Source organism: Rothia sp. HSID18067, assembly GCF_003989445.1.
In the GTDB taxonomy this organism is placed as follows: Bacteria; Actinomycetota; Actinomycetes; order Actinomycetales; family Micrococcaceae; genus Rothia; species Rothia aeria.
The window spans coordinates 278,874-297,321 of record NZ_RBMF01000003.1 but is presented as its reverse complement, the minus strand read 5'-3'; the positions used below and the strand labels follow the sequence as shown (position 1 = coordinate 297,321).

At 56.1% G+C, this 18,448-nt stretch carries 16 protein-coding genes and 1 riboswitch; of the genes, 7 read left to right on the top strand and 9 right to left on the bottom strand.

Features of this window, described 5'->3' with window-relative positions:
- Window positions 1-40: 40 nt before the first annotated feature.
- From D8M23_RS10150 to D8M23_RS10135, 4 genes are all read right to left on the bottom strand, one after another.
- On the bottom strand, window positions 41-838 hold the full coding sequence (locus D8M23_RS10150; protein WP_126854669.1) for a hypothetical protein: 798 nt from the start codon (window positions 836-838) through the stop codon (window positions 41-43).
- Window positions 835-1,368: a TerD family protein gene (locus D8M23_RS10145; protein WP_238693848.1), complete on the bottom strand. Its 534-nt coding sequence runs from the start codon at window positions 1,366-1,368 to the stop codon at window positions 835-837. Before D8M23_RS10145 ends, D8M23_RS10150 begins: the two co-directional genes overlap by 4 nt.
- A gap of 13 nt (window positions 1,369-1,381) precedes the next feature.
- The gene (locus D8M23_RS10140; RefSeq protein WP_238693847.1) at window positions 1,382-1,822 is read right to left on the bottom strand and encodes a hypothetical protein; all 441 of its coding nucleotides are present in this window, start codon (window positions 1,820-1,822) and stop codon (window positions 1,382-1,384) included.
- 92 nt (window positions 1,823-1,914) lie between these two features.
- Window positions 1,915-3,144: a toxic anion resistance protein gene (locus D8M23_RS10135; RefSeq protein WP_126854667.1), complete on the bottom strand. Its 1,230-nt coding sequence runs from the start codon at window positions 3,142-3,144 to the stop codon at window positions 1,915-1,917.
- A gap of 432 nt (window positions 3,145-3,576) precedes the next feature.
- Here D8M23_RS10135 and D8M23_RS10130 point away from each other — a divergent pair, with 432 nt between their 5' ends.
- The 3 genes from D8M23_RS10130 (at window position 3,577) to D8M23_RS10120 (ending at window position 6,485) form a co-directional block, all read left to right on the top strand.
- The gene (locus tag D8M23_RS10130) at window positions 3,577-4,284 is read left to right on the top strand and encodes a DUF6318 family protein (protein WP_126854666.1); all 708 of its coding nucleotides are present in this window, start codon (window positions 3,577-3,579) and stop codon (window positions 4,282-4,284) included.
- Between the two features lie 229 nt (window positions 4,285-4,513).
- Window positions 4,514-5,185: a DUF6318 family protein gene (locus D8M23_RS10125; RefSeq protein ID WP_126854665.1), complete on the top strand. Its 672-nt coding sequence runs from the start codon at window positions 4,514-4,516 to the stop codon at window positions 5,183-5,185.
- A gap of 64 nt (window positions 5,186-5,249) precedes the next feature.
- Window positions 5,250-6,485 (top strand): MFS transporter, encoded by a 1,236-nt coding sequence (locus D8M23_RS10120; protein ID WP_126854664.1) that lies wholly within the window; start codon window positions 5,250-5,252, stop codon window positions 6,483-6,485.
- Window positions 6,486-6,617: 132 nt separating this feature from the next.
- On the opposite strand, the gene D8M23_RS10115 is transcribed toward D8M23_RS10120, so the two are convergent.
- From D8M23_RS10115 to D8M23_RS12390, 4 genes are all read right to left on the bottom strand, one after another.
- Window positions 6,618-8,612, bottom strand: a complete 1,995-nt coding sequence (locus tag D8M23_RS10115; RefSeq protein WP_126854663.1) for a M13 family metallopeptidase — start codon at window positions 8,610-8,612, stop codon at window positions 6,618-6,620.
- Window positions 8,613-8,799: 187 nt separating this feature from the next.
- Window positions 8,800-11,121 (bottom strand): 5-methyltetrahydropteroyltriglutamate--homocysteine S-methyltransferase, encoded by a 2,322-nt coding sequence (metE, locus tag D8M23_RS10110; RefSeq protein ID WP_126854662.1) that lies wholly within the window; start codon window positions 11,119-11,121, stop codon window positions 8,800-8,802.
- A gap of 42 nt (window positions 11,122-11,163) precedes the next feature.
- Window positions 11,164-12,075, bottom strand: a complete 912-nt coding sequence (locus D8M23_RS10105; RefSeq protein ID WP_126854661.1) for a methylenetetrahydrofolate reductase — start codon at window positions 12,073-12,075, stop codon at window positions 11,164-11,166.
- An 80-nt stretch (window positions 12,076-12,155) separates the two neighbouring features.
- A riboswitch (SAM riboswitch) is annotated at window positions 12,156-12,265 on the bottom strand.
- Window positions 12,266-13,062: 797 nt separating this feature from the next.
- Window positions 13,063-13,296, bottom strand: a complete 234-nt coding sequence (locus tag D8M23_RS12390; protein WP_423816641.1) for a CGNR zinc finger domain-containing protein — start codon at window positions 13,294-13,296, stop codon at window positions 13,063-13,065.
- A gap of 441 nt (window positions 13,297-13,737) precedes the next feature.
- On the opposite strand from D8M23_RS12390, the gene D8M23_RS12325 reads away from it, so the two are divergent.
- From D8M23_RS12325 to D8M23_RS10085, 3 genes are all read left to right on the top strand, one after another.
- Window positions 13,738-14,292: an HPP family protein gene (locus D8M23_RS12325; protein WP_126854659.1), complete on the top strand. Its 555-nt coding sequence runs from the start codon at window positions 13,738-13,740 to the stop codon at window positions 14,290-14,292.
- A 114-nt stretch (window positions 14,293-14,406) separates the two neighbouring features.
- Window positions 14,407-15,408 carry an aldo/keto reductase gene (locus D8M23_RS10090; protein WP_126854658.1) on the top strand — a complete coding sequence of 334 codons (1,002 nt, stop codon included), beginning with the start codon at window positions 14,407-14,409 and terminating at the stop codon, window positions 15,406-15,408.
- 96 nt (window positions 15,409-15,504) lie between these two features.
- Window positions 15,505-16,986 carry a sugar porter family MFS transporter gene (locus D8M23_RS10085; protein WP_126854657.1) on the top strand — a complete coding sequence of 494 codons (1,482 nt, stop codon included), beginning with the start codon at window positions 15,505-15,507 and terminating at the stop codon, window positions 16,984-16,986.
- Window positions 16,987-16,999: 13 nt separating this feature from the next.
- On the opposite strand, the gene D8M23_RS11725 is transcribed toward D8M23_RS10085, so the two are convergent.
- Entirely contained in the window at window positions 17,000-17,155 is a 156-nt protein-coding gene (locus D8M23_RS11725) for a hypothetical protein (RefSeq protein ID WP_153274076.1), read from the bottom strand.
- A 116-nt stretch (window positions 17,156-17,271) separates the two neighbouring features.
- Between D8M23_RS11725 and D8M23_RS10075 the strand changes: the two genes are divergently transcribed.
- On the top strand, window positions 17,272-18,336 hold the full coding sequence (locus D8M23_RS10075) for an FRG domain-containing protein (RefSeq protein WP_126854656.1): 1,065 nt from the start codon (window positions 17,272-17,274) through the stop codon (window positions 18,334-18,336).
- The last annotated feature ends 112 nt before the right edge of the window (window positions 18,337-18,448 follow it).

Here is an 18,448-nt window from a genome sequence, read left to right as displayed (position 1 = left end):
GTACCTTTCCTTATCTCTTGTCTATTTATGGTGGTTATTTCTAGCCAATAATGGCTATTGCGAGCGTAGCGTACCCACTCTCGCTTAATACTAGCGCGCCCCTGCCCAGGTTTCGGGTAAACCCCAGGCTGGTGTTGGCCAGTATAAGATTTTCTCCGCCCACAACCAGCGAACGCAGCTGCGTGAGCGCCCGCGGCGGTATGCTCAGCACCGTGCAGTCGGTGTTGAGAGTGATCCTGGTGACCGTATCAATGGGTTCGGGCCGTGAAGGCTCAGGGTAGTCGATGGTGGTGCCGTCCCAGGTGAGCAGGGTTGCGTGCAGGTTCGTGCCGGTGATGCTCACCCCGCCGATTCCGGACTGTACCGCATCAAGTATGAAGGCCCGTTCTTCCTGCGCCGTTTCGGTGATATTTGGGGCGGACCCCCACCAGTGCGGTTCGGGGTCTGGTATAGGGCTGGCGGTTACGGGTGTGGATGTTTCAGTGGTTTCGGCCCCGGAGGGTGCCCCCGATATTCGGCTGCTGGGCTCTGCGGGGGTATAGGTGGCGGTGCGGCGCGCGGGTTTACGCATATCTGGCGGTGTCACCGACCGCCCCGCGCTATTCGACCCGCCGGGTTTGACGACTGAAGGGGCCTGCACGCGACGCCCGCCGCCACCGGGCTGCACCGCCGGTGTGGGGGAGCTGTGCCGGGTGTTTTGGGTGGCGGCCGAGGCTGTTCGCTGGGGTGCGTGGGCCGCCGCGCTGCCCGTGGTGGCAGGGGCGCTGCCGCCGTGGTCACGATTATTCTGCGGCGCCGGGTCGGCCAGGTACGCCGTTAAGAAACTGTAGCGGCTCACAACCCGAACCCCCGCAGCATCGCCGGAACATCCGGCCATTCGTCACACACCGCACGCACCTTCCAGTCCCCACGGTGCCGGTACACCTGCATGAGGCGCACCGCCGCGCTGCGGCCCACCTGCGCCAGGGGCGCACGGAACATGGTGGCTCCCGTGGCCGGGTTAATGACGCGGGCCCGTATGCCGCTGGCACGGTTAAGCCGTATTGAGCTTTCCCCGTTAATGAAAAGCACCACCTCCAGCGAGTCCACATCCGCCGGAACCTCCGGTAAATGTAGGCCGAACTGTGCCTTGTCGTCGCCCATGAGCTCGCGGCGGTGCACACTGGCGGAGCTGTCAAGCACCTGGTGCGCGAACACGAAGTCGCGGCGGTTCACCAGGCGCCCGCCCGCTGTGAGCAGCACCCCGGCTTCCAGACATTCACGCAGCAGCGGTTCGTCGGTGCGCCACCGCAGCCCCACCAGGATATTGTGCACCTCGGGGGCGGCCTGGGTCAGGTTCACGTTCTGCCCGATGCTCAGTTCCATCATGTTACCGCCCCCATCATGCCACCATGCGCTTACGCATAAACAGGGTGTGCGTCTCAAGGTCCATGCTGTGCCCGGCCCGCACCAGGTTCAGGGCGGTGGAGAACTCGCGGTTCGCCTCCGTGAGCGCCTGCACCAGCTCGGTGGTTTGCGTCTCGGTGGGGGAGTGGGTGCGCGTATAGGCGGTGAAAAGGTTCGGCAGGTAGGTGCTTAGCGCCGTCTGCAGGGTGTACGAGGTTGTTTCCGGCAGCGCCCGGTGCGTGTTAGACCCCGCCTCATCCGTGATCTTCCGGTAGGTCTCGACCATCTCAAACGCCGGAAAGAGCGCCCGAGGCGGTACCGTGTCAGCGAACTGCCCCAGGCGTATGCTGGCCTCCGCGATCACTTCGGCGGGTGTGGGCTCGTGTACCTGCGGGTACGCCTGTGCGTTACCGGTCTGGGTGGTATGCTCGCTCACCCCCGCCCTGGGTGGGGCTGGCGGCTGCCCGGGCTGGGGTGCAGGGTGTGTATCCTGAACCCCAAGAAACCATTTAAGGAAGCTCATTGGCGCTAGTTCCCGGTGATGGCGCGGGCAGAACCGCCGCCGGTGACCGTGTTCTCTTCGGCGTTGCTGCGTTCGACGCGGCGCATCGAGTCGGCGGTGAGCTCCCGCAGCATCTGGTTTGACTGGGCGAACGCATCCACCGCCCCCTGCCTGAAGGAGGAAATCTCATCAAGAGCGGCCAGCACCTTGCCGTGCGCCTGCTCCAGCACCTGCGGGTCGATTGCGGGCTGGGACGCCATCTGCTGGATACGCGTAGCCTGCGAGGACAGCATCTCGGCGTTGCGCGTGATCGCGTTCTCCGTGGTTTGTTTCAGGGCGCCAAGCTGCTGCAGCACCGCCTCCTGCATGCCCAAAGAGCGGGCGATGTAGGCGGTCATCTTGTACGCCCACAGGGTGGTGTCTTCGGCGCGACGGATACCGCGAATCAGCTCTTTACCGTTGCTGGAGACAACGTCACTGGTCAGGTACGCCTGCCCGGCAATTTCAAGCTTCGTGAGCAGGTCGCTGATGCGCTGCTCGGTCACGTACAGCACCTTCTCGGTGTAAATGCGCGCGGTCTCTTCATCCCCTTCAAGCCGGGTCTCTTCGGCGGCGGCACGCACCATATCGGCGAACTGTTGAAGCACCGCAACCTTCTCGTTCAAATCCCGCATGCCTTCCTGCAGGCGTTCACGCAGCTTCACCAGTTCCGCCTGCTGCATCACCAGGGCGTCCGTGGACTTTTTAAGTTTTTTGCTGATGCCCTCAATATTGCGGTTGACGGTGGCGTACTGGTAGAAGAACGCCTCCATCTTGTTTTTGCCGCGCCCCAGCAGGCGTTTTGCCAGGCCGCGCTTGCCGGGGGTGCCGTCAATTGCGCTGTAATCCAGGGAGTTGATCTGCGCGCGTAGTTCAGCCAAGTTTTTCGAGGCTTTCGTCTGCGGTGACTCGGGGGCGAGCTCAAGCTCCTGCATGTTCAGCAGCCGCTGGGTGATTACGTCAATACCGTTGAACGTGTCGGCACCGTACACCGAGATCGTGTTCTCAAGGGTGTCAAGCAGCGTGGGGGATTTCAGGTCGGTGTTATTCAGCGCTATTGCCAGCTCAGCAGCGCCGTTATTCACCGTGGCTGCCTCGGGTGCGCGGGTCTCTTTTTTCACCAAATCCAGGGTGCCTTGGGTGCCCAGTCTGGCAGGGGCCTGGGTAACGGTTGGGGGTGCACCGAACTGTGGTTCGGAGGCGGGAACGTCAGACACTGGACACCCTTTCTGTAGCGCACTAATAGTCACGGTGAAGCCGCCAATACGTACCGTGCACGGTTATTCGGGTGCCGCGCACCTGTACGGAGGCAACGTATTCTATTGTACGGAAAGAACCTGAATAGTCGCGCAAAAGCGGCCCGGACAGTGCGGCGCGAAGCGTTTTAGCGCTGCTTTAACACAATATTCAGGGGTAACGTTTGGGCATGCGCTGCGCGCCGACGGACGGTGCGTTGGAGACTGAACCTCCACCCGTTTTCGGCCCTCTCAGATGAGCCCAGGACGATCAGCTTTCAGGCCCAGGCGCCAGCCGCCAGAGATGAAATACTTGCCAAAATAACAAGCAACACCGTGGTTAAGCCGTTAAACTAGATACCTCCATGCAGATAAACTAATATGGCAATCACCAATCGTTGAGGATGACACGCTATGACAACTTCCGCCTATACCCGCCGCACCGCACTCATGACCGTGGGTATTGCAGCCGCTACCGCGCTCACAGGATGCGCCTCCACACTGGTGCCTGCCACCACACAAACAATAGAGGAAGGGGCAGCCAGCCCCTCAAACTCTGAACGCACCGACTTTAGCGGCGAAGCGAAAATCGAGAACTACGACACCTCCGCGGGAACCTACGAACCCGCCACCCGGGAACACCGCGCCAAAAACGTCCCCAAACCTATTCTTCCCGAAGAAGCGAATAAGAACAGTGTGGCCGGACTCCACGCCAATATTGCCTACTTGGCTGCCGCCTACACCCACGGGTTCACCAGCGGCGACGCGGAATGTGTTGGAAAAAGCGCATTAAACAGCGAAGATAAAGCCTCTCTGACAAGGGCTATAGGCCATGTGAGTGACTCCACCTGGGTTGCTGACCCCACACTCATCATTAGTCTTAAAGAGGCTACACCCCGGCAAGACGGCGATACCTACACGTGGCCAGCTCTGCTCACTCTTAAAATCGGCCCCTTCCGGGTGAAGAATCGTTCAGTGGAAGAAGTCCCAGAATCAGAACGGTCAAAAGAGTTCCCCATGGATATTGTTGCCCGGTACAAGGACGAGCGGTGGGTCTTTGATACCCTGCCCACCAACCGCAGCTCCTCATCGCCCGGTGCAGGGGGAACCTCCCGCGTCTAGGATGCCAGCACAAGGCGGCTGCCGCGCTCGCCCCCCGCAGAACCCGGTGCCCTATTTCTCCTGTGCCTCGCGCACAGTAGAACAGCTCACGAGTGTTACAGATGATTCACAAGCCATAACACTGGTTACCTGCACCGCAGTGAAGGCGGTGGGGTCTTTAGATGTTCCCCGGCGGTCGATATGATGAATGAAGAACCGACCATCGACCGCAAAAAGGAACGATGACCCTATGACTTCCGCATTAAACCGAACTTCCGCCGTGACCCGCCGCGCCGTGCTCACGGGGATCGCCGCAACAGGTGCCACCGCGTTAGGGGCCTGCACCTCCTCCGCCCAGCTCACAAACATAAGGGGAGACTACTCGGGCGAGATCAAGTTCGACAGCTACGACACCTCCGCAGGAACCTACGAACCCGCCACCCGAGAGCACCGCGCCAAGAACACGCCTAAACCCGTCAAACCCGCCAACATCGACAATAAAACCGTTGCGGGAATCTACTCCGCCCTCGGGCATTATGCGGCCGCCATCACCTACGCCATAAACACCGGGGAAGACACCTGTATTCAGCAGGTGAACATGGAGGAGGCAGACAAAAAGGGCGTGTACGAGTATTTTGGGAAACCCTTCACCCAGGCATGGGTGGGGGAATCCAAGTGCGTTTTCATCCTTAAAGATCCTCTGCCCACGAAAAAAGACGACACATACATGTGGCCTTGCACAACGAAAATCACTATTGGGGAGTTCGCTGTGTCAGATGGCCGTGCGCGAGATATTTCCAGTGACAAGCGGGAAATAACCGATGACGCAGAGATGCATCTAACCTACAAAGACAACAAGTGGGTCATCAGCACTGACGCCTTGTTCTTCTCCTCCGCAACCAGCGGCACGAACAAGGTATAGATGCACTCTTATGCACCCGCGAAGGATATAAAAATCCAACACTGCGAGCTAGAAGCCGCGCCGTATGGGTAATGATGAAACGGTGATAAACCAGGTGGTTAACAGATACAGCAGGGCACACAACCTTATTCCTGCCACCGCCCTCTCTCGAGTAGGGTCGATCGCCTACACTGTGGTGGTCGCATGGTACGTGAGTCAACATGCAGGTAATCAGATGGTGGGGCTGATGAACGCACTCAATGGGGCAGGGGTGCTTCTTGCCAGTATTCTGGGGTTCACGATTATTGACAGATACAATAAGAAAACACTGCTTATCGCCTATGACATTATAAACAGTATTTTCTGTATAGCCGCCGCCGTATTATCGATATACCTTGACAGGCACGCAAGTGTTTTTATTGTGCTCATTCTTTCGGCATGGTTGTCGCTTATCGCAACAATATATGCGCCCACCAGCCGGGCTATCATTCCTGAAATACTCCATACTCAAGAGTTTGAAAAATACAATAGTGTTTATTCGGTGGTAGGGGAATTATCGCGTTCGGCGGGCCCGCTAGTGGGTGCAGCTATCCTGGCGCAACAGACAGCTGATGCTCTTGAAGCTGCGCTGATTGTCAATTTTGTCTCCTTTATGCTCTCTTTGGTAATCACTCTGTATCTGCCTTCGGGGCGGCGTGTGTCTCGTGCTGAGGTGAAGGAAGAAAAACCTCGAATAACCCGTGATTTAAGTGATGGACTAGCATATATAGCCTCTTCAGCATATCTTAGACGCGAGGTACTCTACATTACGGTCATTAACGTGTGGGGAGCCTCCACTCTGTATCTGCTGCTGGGGCGAGTGGCGCACCTGGGGATGGACTCAAACATGTATGGGTTGGGCATGTTTATCTCGGCGCTGGGTGCTGTGGCTGCATCCGCTATTATTCATAAAACGCCCAGTCTCGGGGCAAAAGCTCACCCAAATACTCTACTATTTCTGATGTGCTGCGCGTACTGTATAGCTATCATTCCCGGAATTATTAGTGTATTTTGTGCATTATTTATAAGCGCAGGAATTATAGTTATTTACAATATTCGACTATATAGTGACGTGCAGAAGAACAGTACCCCCAAACATATTGGGAAAGTTATGTCGGTTATTTTCCTGGCAACTGCACTCTTCACCGCATTAGGCAGCCTGTTGTTCTCACATGTGAGTGTGTGGGCTGATACCGGGCTGTACGCCATAGTGTGTGCCGCATCCCTCATAGCTGTTACAGCGGGTCTTACCCTCACCAAGTGGACCCGCCGCACGACCTAACATCTAGCCCCTGAGGCCGCGAGCAGAGGATATGTGTTCTAACAGAGGAGAAAATATCCGCTGCTCAAACCGATACCCCCTGCCCGCAGGTTTTTGTGGGTCTGCTAAAGATTCTGCCAAAGGCACAGGGCGCTACAGCCAGATGCGCACCCGCTCCTCAGGCGGCAGGTACAGCTGATCGCCCTCAGTAACACCGAAAGCCGTGTAGAACTCGTCAATATTGCGTACCGTGCCGTTCACCCGGAACTCATCGGGGGAGTGCGGGTCCACCGAAATCATCATCTCCGCGTGCTGCGGGCGGGATTTTGTGCGCCAGCCCTGAGCCGTGGACCACAGCAGACGCTGTGCCGCGCTCATCCCATCAAGCACCGGCGCGTCCTCCAGCGAATTAATACCCTGCTGTTCAAGGGCGATCTTATACGCCTCAATCGCGATCGACAGTCCCGCCAAGTCACCAATATTCTCACCCAGCGTCAGCTCACCGTTTACCCGGAACTTTTCCGGGTCAAGACCCACCGGGGTGTACGCGTTATACTGCTCAACCAGGGCGTGCGTGCGCTTATTGAACTCCTCGTAGTCCTCATCGGTCCACCAGTTATTCAGTGCCCCCGTGCCGTCATAGCGTGAGCCCTTATCATCAAAACCGTGGCCGATCTCGTGCCCGATCACCATACCAATACCGCCGTAATTCACTGCGTCATCAGCGTCAGGGTCGAAGAACGGCGGGCGCAAAATAGCGGCCGGGAACACGATCTCATTCGCCGGGGGCATATAGTAGGCGTTTACCGTCTGCGGCGACATCAGCCACTCGTTCTGATCCACCGGCTGGCCATTGCGTTCCAGCATAAAATCACAGTCAAAGGCGGAGGCGCGGCGCAAATTCTCGAACAGATCACCCTCAACCAGCTCAAGTTTCGAGTAGTCACGCCACTCATCCGGGTAACCGATCTTCGTCACGAACATGGACAGCTTCTCCAGGGCCTTCGCCCGGGTGGCCTCGGTCATCCACTCCAGGTTCGTGATCGAGCGGCGGTATGCCTCCAGCAGGTTATCCACCAGTTTAAGCATCTTCGCCTTATGCTCCGGCGGGAAATGCACCGCCACATACTCCTTGCCGACCTCCTGATCGAGCGCCTTCTCAACCGTGCCCACGCCGCGTTTCCACCTATCGCGCAGCTTCTCCGTACCCGAAAGGGTGCGGCCGTAAAAATCGAAATTCGCCTGCACCAGCTCGTCATACATAAACGGTGCCCGCGAATGCACAGCATTCCACACCGCCCACAGCTTCCACGTCAGCAGCGGCGTCTGCTCCCACAGGCGCGCCACACCCTCAAAGAACGACGGCTGAGACACCACCACCTTGCCCATACTGTCGGGGTCAGCACCAAGCGCCCGCAGCCAGTGCGAGAACTGGAACCCGGGGAACTTCTCCTCAAGCTCAGCCGCATCCACCGGGTTGTACCGCGCCTCGGCGTCGCGGTTAGCGACCACATCCCAGTGGTGGGCGGCAATCTCGGCCTCATGCGCAAAAATCAGTTTCGCCGCCTCCGCCGGGGTGAGGCTAAACCCCTCCGCCAAACCGGTCAGCTCAAAAACACGCGCAATATGGTCAATATAGGCGGAGCACACCTGCTCGTACTTCTCCTCACGGTAGTACGCCTCATCCGGCAGGTTCAGGCCCGACTGGGTCATATAGAACGTGTACTTCTGCGGGTCTTTCGAATCGATACTCGTGTACCAGCCGATCAGCTGCGAAATACCCGCGCGTGAGAGCAGCGCCAGGGTGACCGCCAGCTGCTGCGGGGTCTGCGCGTTCAGGATGGGGGCGACCTCTTTCAGCAGCGGGCCCAGGCCATCCGCCTCAATTTTCTTGGTGTCCATAAACGAGTTGTACAGTGCACCAATACGGGAAGCAGGCTGTTCCTTGGCGACGCGCTCAATAATCTCACGCACATGCTTCTCGGCGTCATCGCGCAGGGTGTACAGGCCGCCGTCTTTGGAGCGGTCGGCGGGGATCTCGTACGTGTCAAGCCACGCGCCGTTCACGTGGCGGAAGAAATCATCGCCCGGTTTGACCTTTGAATCGACCCATTCGGTGACAATACCTGATTTTTTAGTGTTATCCATGAACCCATTCTAGGGGGTGAGCAGATGGCGCGCCTCACCACGCAATATGAGGTGACCCCTCAGCCTGCCCGCAGGATGGCCCGGGACGCGGGGAAAACAATCCGCGAACAGCGGGTATTTTGCCGAAAAGGTGATATTTTCTCACCTTCTCAGGCAAAACCCCGCTGCTCGCGGACCTATAAAGAGGCTACAGGCTCGCCCGAACCTTCTTCGCGGCGGACACTACGTTCTTGAGCGTCCTCTTCGTCTCCTCGTAGTCGCGGGTCTTCAAACCGCAGTCCGGGTTAACCCACAGGTCAGAGATGGTTCCGTACCCAATCGCGGCACGGATCAGCTCCTCAACCTCGGCCTGCGAAGGCACACGCGGCGAGTGAATATCCCACACGCCCGGGCCCAGCCCCGAAACATAGCTTTCGGGAATATCCGCCAGCAGCTCCATATGCGAGCGCGCCGCCTCAATACTGGTCACATCCGCATTCAGGGCATTAATCGAATCAATAATCTCGTTGAACTCCGAGTAACACAGGTGGGTGTGAACCTGAGTTTTATCCTCGACCGCGCTCGTCGCCAGGCGGAACGCATTCACCGACCACGCCAGGTACGCGGGCTGCTCATCACGGCGCAGCGGCAAAAGCTCACGCAGTGCTGGTTCATCCACCTGAATAATGCGTATGCCTGCCGCCTCCAAATCGGCGATTTCGTCGGCGAGCGCCAATGCAACCTGATTCGCGGTTTCCTCGCGCGGCTGGTCATCACGCACGAACGACCAAGCCAGAATAGTCACCGGGCCGGTCAGCATGCCCTTAACGGGACGATCGGTGAGGGACTGGGCGTAGGAAATCCAGGGCACGGTCACGGCCTCGCCGCGCAGCCCTTCACCTGAGCGTTTCACATCGCCAAACAGCACCGATGGGCGGGTGCAGCGTGAACCGTAGGACTGCACCCAGCCGTGCTTCGTCGTGGCGAAACCATCGAAATTTTCGGCGAAGTACTGCACCATGTCGTTACGTTCGGCCTCGCCGTGCACGAGCACATCTAGGCCCAAATCTTCCTGGAGTTTAATAACTGAGGTGATCTCTTCACGCAGGAACTCGTCAAGCTGCTGCTGCGTGATTTTACCGGCACGTGCCTCTGCACGGTGGCGGCGAATATCGCCGGTCTGTGGGAATGAACCAATGGTCGTGGTCGGCAGCTTCGGCAGATTCAGATCGGCTTGGGCATCCCGGCGGATTTTCAGCTCGGGACGCTCAAAATCCTGCGGTTTCACGGATGCGGCACGCTCACGGATTGCCGCATTATGCTTACGCGGATCCGCTGTGAAACGTGCCAGCGCTTCGTCGGCGGTCTTCAACTCTGCCTCAACCGCAGACTCACCGTCGGCAAGACCGCGGGCAAGAGTCACGATCTCGGCGACTTTCTGGTCGGCAAAAGCCAGACCGTCTACGGGCACATCGGCGGGGTCTTCAAGGTCGAGATCGTGCGGCACATGCTGCAGCGAGGTTGAGGATGCAACCGCCACCGCACCGCCGTTAATGTTCTGGAGCGCGTGCAGGAGCGCTCGCAGGTCGGCGCGCCAAATATTGCGCCCGTTAATGGCACCTGCCACCAGGGTTACGCCGGAGTCTTTGAAGGCGGTCAGCGCCTCGGCATCGTAGAGCGTGGAAACCAGGTCGAGATGCAGCGCCTCAATACCGGTGTCTAACAGTGCGGGCAGGTTCTCGCGCAGGTTGCCGTAGGGGCTTGTCACCAGGATTGCGGGGCGGTTCGTTTCGGCTGCCAACGCGGTGTAAGTTTTACGCGCCAATTCGGCGATTTTGGCGTTGGGAATGTCGCGGTCCACGGTCAGGCCGGGTTCGTCGAGCTGCACCCACTGCACGCCGCGTGCCGCCAGTTCGGCGAGCACCTGCCGGTAGGCTTTCACGAAATCGTCCAGGCGATCCAGCGGTGTGAACCCTTCGGGCGAACCCTGTTCGGCTTTTGCCCCGAGAAGCAGGGTGAGCGGGCCGACCAGCTGCGGGCGTACCGTCACCCCGTGCTCCTTGGCGACTTCAAGCTGCTCGTCGATAGCCTCAAGATTCAGCGTGATCTCGGTATCCGGGCCGATCTCGGGCACTAGGTAGTGGTAGTTCGTGTCGAACCATTTCGTCATCTCCAGCGGAGGCAGCGTCTCGGTGCCGCGTGCTAGAGCAAAGTACCCGGGCAGATCGAGCAGGCCGCGCGCATCCTTGGCGTCGGCAAGACGCTGGGGCACGAGGGTGAAAAGGCGCACGGCATCGAGCACCTGATCGTAGTACGAGAAAGTCGCCGGGATAGACGAATCGGTGGCGCTAAGACCGCGCTCGATCACACGGTCATAGTAGGTGCGCTGCACATCTGCGGCCGCCTGGCGCAGTTCATCCTGCGTGATTTTGCCTTTCCAGAACGCTTCCTGTGCTTTTTTCAGCTCGCGGAAACGGCCCACGCGGGGGTAACCGATGATGGTTGCTGCGGGGAATGGGGTGTGGGTCATCCTAGTTCCTTACTGTGGGAGGGTGTCAAATAAAAGGGGAGTTTAGAGGTATTGAAGATCGCTTAGGGGGAGTTTGAAACGGTTCGAGTAGCGCGGAACGTCGAGTTCTTCGAGGACGTCCAGCACAGCCTCATGCTCGTTAAATGTGTAGAAATGCAGGCCGGGGGCGCCAGCATCAAGCACCTTGCGGCATTGGTCGAGTGCATGTTCCACGCCGATGCGGTGCAGCTCGCGCGAATCGCTCGCGGTTTCTAGGCGATGCGCCAGCTCGCGCGGTACTTCAAACCCGGCAAGCTCGCACAGCTTCGTCAGCCGAGTCAGCGAGGTAACGGGCATAATACCGGGAATAATGGGCATCTGAACCCCGGCAAGGCGCGCAGCATCCACCAGCCCCGAATAGCGCTCGGTCTCAAAGAAAACCTGGGTGATGGCGAAATCCGCCCCGGCACGCTGCTTTGAAAGCAGAATCTCAATGTCTTGAAGAAGCGAGGAAGACTCGGGGTGCTTATGCGGGTACGCCGCAACCCCAATCGACACTTTCCCCGCGGCAAGATGCGCGAAATCCTCACGTTCCACCCTGCGAATCAGCTCCACCAGGTAGCGGGCAAAAGGCAGCTCAAGCGGGCGCGTGTTTTCGGGCGGAATATCGCCGCGCAGCGCCAAGAAACCGCGTACTCCAAGCCCCAGAATCAGACGAACTGAGCGTTCCAAATCGGCCACGGAATGCCCCACGCAGATGAGATGCGCCAGCGGGTTCAGCGAGGTTTCATGCACCAGGTGATCGAGCAGAGCCAGCGTCTTTTGGCGGCGCTGCGCATCGCCCGAATAGGTGACGGAAACGTAATCCGGGTTGGTTTGCTCAAGCTCGGTAATGGTTTTGAGCAGGGAATCGCAGCTTGCGTGCGACCGCGGCGGATACAGCTCGTAGGAGAGAGCCGGGTGAACTGTCGTCATTTTCATTCCTTCGTGTTCACCCGATAGAAGCGTGCCCGAAGGTACGCCGAATTCTTTATGCACAATGCGAAGGGAATTCACTTCTATCGGTTCTGGCGGGAGCACCTTGTCCGCCCACCCCGTGGGGTGGAGGCTGGCGAGGTTGCTGCGACGTCGAAGAGCCAGATCTCTCGGTCGCTCTGGATAGATAACACTCCTACTTTAGGCAGGATGCGCGGTGCCAGCAAGAATATGTCGGCACATGTCGTCGCACGGTCATAACCGCTTAATATTGTGGGATGCGGCGAAACAATACGTCATACGGGTTCGCGGCAGGTCGGACTAGCGCGTTGAAACCTCCACCTGATTTGGCCGCGAGTAGATAATATGTCGACGAGCAGATAGCGGAATGTTATCTGCTCGTCACAAAACTATCTGCCCGCGAAGAGTGCAGAGGAGGTGACGCGGCGGCGAGAGGGAGAAGGCATTCTGCAAGGAAAACCTATTGTTCTGAGAAAACATGTTGTGTAAACTGTACGTAAGAGTCCCCCGACCGCCTCTACCCGTGAATCTGCAGGTTCACAGGATATGCGCATATGTCGGGGCCCTCCTTTATCTGCTTCCGGTTTTACTCTGAGGAAATCAGCATTGGGTATTGAGGCTTTTTCAGCACGTCATCTTGAGCTATTAGCTCCAAGTAATTTTTCTTCTCCATACGATTTACCCTCTCAGTAACGTAAGAATTTATTCTTTATGAGTGCTGAGCGTTCGGACGGATACATCGGCATTGGGGTTGGGTGAATGCGAGGAATGTGCCCGCGAGTTTGAAAATTTTATTGCGCAGGATGGGCTGTATTACATAGTCTGAGTACGTTTTTATGCGTCCGCTGGGTGGAGGGATAAAAAGAGGGAGCTTACCTGGCTTTAACTTAGCCACTCTATTCGCAGGTTGGGTAAATCAAAAACTAACAACAGAATAGCCTTATTATTGTTTCTCTCATTAATATTTCATTTATGGTTTTGATAGTGCCGACTTACTCGGGACCTGTTTCCACAGGTACTACTGCACCAGCGTTGTTTGGAGTGGTTCTGTGTGTAGAACAGGACGCAATGAGGAGCATGGCACTTACGGAGCCTGTCGCCTGTCTCTCCCGCTATTGTCAATGCACCAGAAACTGATATAAGCGCGACTAACTGGTTGGGAGTGTCTATAGAATGCTTAGAGTTTAGACTGTTCACCATCTGGATAACGGATAGATGATGGATTTGAGGTTTTAAAGAATGTGTAAGTGCAGATAATGTATCCTTGACGGCATCTTCATTTTCGTCTATACGTGCTGAATATAAGGAAATAATACGTTCCCTCAACTGTTGAAAGACCGTTAAATCTTTCTCATTGATCTGAAATGGTGACCATATACTAAGCTCTCGGGACATTGTGTTTATCCATCCCTGTGCTGTTTCTATGTTTTCGAAGCGATCAATAATTTCTTTGCCGTCATAATACCTGCTGCTTGCAAAATTCGAAGCTAGGGATTCTAGCGGTCGTACCATAGCGCCGTCAATAATGTATTGCGATTTCATGGATTCTCCCGATTCTGACGCAATGCTGTCGTGCCATCCATGAAGACTATGCTAGCATGAGGTTAGTCTAATGGTATCTACATTAGGAAGGTAGATTTTATGTCATCCTCGCAACACCCTTATGCGTCTCAGCAGGCTGTGAAAAACGATGAATCGAACCCAGCGGAAAATCCATGGTGGCGGAGTGCAGCTCCTCCACGACCCAAGATACGGACGATTTTTGTTGCTACTCTGGCAAGCGTTGTTGCTCTCACGCTCCTTGCAGCGATTACTGCCAGTACGGGATATATGCTGCTTATACCTCCCATGGCTGCATCCATGGCACTTGTGATGGGGGCACCGAAATTGCCACTATCTCAGCCACGGAACGTTATTGGAGGACAGACTGTTAGTGCAACGGTTGGAGTGCTTACTGGAATGGCCGGGAATTCCCTGTGGCTGGGAGCACTGGCTGGTGGGCTAGCGTTGGGTGCTATGATGCTCACCCGTACACCACATTCACCAGCAGCAGCAACAGCAATTATTGGTGTCACCACAGCGTCTTCAGGTTTGCTCTTTATTGGGCTGGCGGCTGTAGCCGCATTACTTCTTGTATTGGTAGGGGCTGCCGCTAATACAATAAACTCCGTACGATATCCTACTTATATCTGGTAATTGTCCCGTGCCTGCATTGCGAGGAGAAGAAAGCCTGCCTGCTCGTGTAGGTTGTATAACACTATTGGCGTAATGTTTGCGACCATGTACTGTCAAACACGGTAGAGTAAACGTATGGAACGCATCGAATCTCCCGCATCTGCACGCCTGGGTAACTCCGGGCTGGTCGTGCCCTCCGTCGGTATCGGCTGCAACAACCTGGGGCGCCCCGGCACCCCCACTCAAACTCAGGAAGGCACCAACGCCGTGATCGCCGCCGCAGTTGAGGCGGGCATCGGCTTCTTCGATATTGCTGACCTGTACGGTGCCGAGCCCGGGCTTTCAGAAACCATGTTCGGTACCGCGATGCGCGAACTCAACCTCAATCGTGATGACCTGATTATCGTCACCAAATTCGGGCTCCCTACCGGTACCCTCAACGGCAACGACTGGGATGCGCGCGGCTCACGCCGATACATCATGCGTGCCGTCGAAGGTTCACTGCGCCGCCTGGGAACCGAGTACATTGACCTGTATTTCTACCACAGCCCCGACCCGAACACCCCGCTGGAAGAGACCCTGTCTGCTCTTGATACGCTCGTGACCAGCGGAAAGGTGCGTTACCTGGGGCACTCCAACTTTGCGGGGTGGCAGCTTGCCCACGCCGAGCATCTCGCCCGCGAACTCGGCACTGAGCGGTTTATCGCCGCCGAAAACCACTACAACCTGCTGGATCGCCGCGCCGAACTCGAAATTCTGCCCGCCGCCCGCCACTTCGGGCTCGGGGTGCTCCCTTACTTCCCGCTCGCTAACGGGCTTTTGACCGGAAAATACCGCCGCGACAACATCCCGGCAGGGTCACGCCTGTCGCACTCCAAAGCGCAGGTACTTGCGCAAGCCGACTGGGAACAACTCGACGCCTACCGCGAATTCTGCGCCGATCTGGGGACCTCCGAGGTTCAAGCGTCCATCTCTTGGCTCAAACAGCAGAACCCCGTTGCCAGCGTGATCGCCGGGGCAACCACCCCCGACCAGGTACGCGCAAACGCGCAGGCCGCAAGCGTGCGGTTCAACGACGACGAACTGGCGCGGCTCAACGAGATTTTCCCCGCCCCCGAGCGCATCGCGCTTTTCTAACACAACCTTCACCACAGATATTGCTGAACGGGAATACTGCCGCCGGGGCGGGCGTTAAACCCCTGCACCACACAAAAACGCAGAACACCCGACCGCATGAGAGACAAGACTACCCGCATGAGCATCACCACTGATCCGCCGAACCGCGCCAGCACACTACCCCCGCTCGGGCAGGGCGCACACACCCGCCGCCTGGGCGTTATCGCGCTGGTGGCAACCTTCGGCGGGCTCCTCTTCGGGTACGACACCGGCGTTATTAACGGTGCCCTTGACCCCATGAGCCGCGAACTTGGCATGGGCAACACCATTCAAGGCTGGGTCACAGGCTCCCTCGCTTTCGCCGCCGCCCTCGGAGCCATGGTCACCGGGCGCATCTCAGATGCCATCGGGCGACGCAAAACCATCATCGGACTCTCAATCCTCTTCATCGCGGGCGCGCTCACATGCGTCTTCACCCCCAGCATTGCTGTACTGTTGATGGGCCGCACGATGCTCGGGCTCGCTGTGGGAGGCGCATCCGCAGTCGTACCCGTGTTCCTCGCCGAACTTGCACCCTACGAAATTCGCGGCTCACTCTCCGGGCGTAACGAACTCATGGTTGTCGGCGGGCAGCTCGCAGCGTTCATCGTGAATGCCATTATCGGTAACCTCTGGGGCGAACACGACAGCGTATGGCGGTGGATGTTCGCCGTTTGCGCTCTGCCTGCACTCGCGCTTTTCATCGGTATGCTGCGCATGCCCGAATCCCCACGCTGGCTTATCGCGCAGGGGCGCACCGAGGATGCGCGCGCCATTATGCGGCGCATCCGCCCCGCCGAACGTGCTGACGCCGAAATTGCGGACATTGCGCGTTCACTTGAGGAAACGCACACCCAAATCGGCGCGGAGACTAAGGGCAGCACGGGTAAAATCCTGCGTGAAAAATGGTTTGTACGGATTCTGCTGGTCGGTATTTTGGTGGGTGCCGGGCAGCAGCTCACCGGTATTAACTCCATCATGTACTACGGCATTAAGGTGCTCAAAGAGGCCGGGTTTGACGAAGGCTCGGCGCTCGTTGCGAATATCGCGCCGGGCGCTATCGCCGTGGTCGGCTCAATCTTTTCGCTGCGCATGATGGAGCGTGTGAACCGCCGCACGATGGTGATTACGGGGTATTCGCTGACCGCGTTTTTCCACCTGCTGATCGGGGTGGCGTCTATGCTCCTGCCGGAAGGCAGCCCCGCGCGCCCTTATATTATTCTGGTGCTTGTGGTCGGGTTCGTGGGGTCGATGCAGACCTGCCTGAACGTTTCGACGTGGGTGCTGATGAGCGAGCTGTTCCCGCTTCGGGTGCGAGCGATCGGCATGGGCCTTTCCGCATTTTGCGGGTGGATGATGAACGGCCTGCTGTCCCTCGTATTCCCGGTCATTCTGGGTGCACTGGGGCTGACCGGATCCTTCTTCGGGTTCATGGTGGTGAACGTGCTGATCGCCGTGCTCATGTGGCGTAACCTGCCTGAGACCCGCGGCAAAACCTTAGAAGACGTGGAGGCGGGCGTTATCTCGGGCGCCGCCTACCCGTTTGGGGCGACTCGGTAGACGGCACCCCCTCTTAGCTCGCGAGCAGGTAGGAGCTCATACCAAAATCCACCTGCTCACGGAAGAATAAGGCCGCTGGATACGGTTTACGGATTCTGTTGTAGAAAGTCTTCAAGAGAGATGCGATAACCATCATCTTCGGCACGGGCTTTACACAGTATTTCAGCATCAAACAGATTTTCACAATAGTCATTGCACTGAAGGCAAACTTATGCTATCATATATAGCGTTTAATTAGTTTTATGTTATTATTTCCCTAATTTTAATTTAAGGAGACTACCAACGATGCAGCACTGGATATTAGCAGATGAAATCCAAAACCCATATGTTGATGTGCAAAATAAACAATATATGCGCACTGAGATGGTTAACTCTCTGAAGCAATTAAGAGATAAAATATCTCGAATTGACTCCCAGCCGGAATTATGGTTTCGAGGTCAAAGCGATAGCGAGTGGATTTTAGTTCCCAGTATAGGGCGAAAAATGTATGCGGTTTCTGACTATCGAGGGAAACCTATTTATCCTCATTCGCTTAGTTTCCCCAATGATTTAGCGTATCATCAAGGGGCTGTAATATACCCAAATCCCTATAATTTAATCAAAAAATATAGGGACAGTCTTGTGCGGGAGGGAATTGTAAATAGTGACATGGATATGCCGCAGTTTATTGAGCTTGCGCAGCATTACGGTCTGCCAACTCCTCTTTTGGACTGGACTGTTAATCTTGATGTTGCATTATATTTTGCAATTTCTGGATATAAACCTGCAACTCAAAAACAGCCCGCATTGTATTGTTTAAACCCGAAAGCTATATCGCAGAGTAATGCTGAAGAAAAAACCACTCTCAAAACTTGGGTAAATCGTTTAAATGATATTACTATAGGTAACGAGCAAAGAACTGGAAAAATTGCTGTTCCTGCTTGGCCTGTGTCTTCCAAGGAAGATAATCCAAGGGTGCATATTCAAGAAGGTAGGTTTACTTTATCAGGCCTTGACCCTCTTGTGACTTTAGACACGTATAGGACAGGATATGTTCCGGTAACTTTATTTAAATATACGATGTCTCCTAAATGTGTATCTGAGGTAAAGAGTCACTTAAAAAATATCAACTGCACCCAAGAGTATTTATTTCCAGAATCTGGAAACTTTGAATCTAAAAAATCTAAGATTGCACAAAAATATGCGCGTGAGATATTTAATACAATGAATAAGGAGATTCATGATAAATATAAGAAAATGTGGCAGGAAACGCCGTTAGAAGAAAAAGGTACCCCAATGTACGAGATAGCTAAATATAAAGAGCTTTCCGTAGATGAGTATGTTAATAGTATTAAGAGGATTATTCATTAGGGATTGTCCCGCACCCAGAAAACACCGTGAGGTAGGAGTTGATGGGGTGCTTTATTGTACTAATAAGATCCGCTAATGCGTGATCTGAACGATTATGTGCCCCATCACTTCC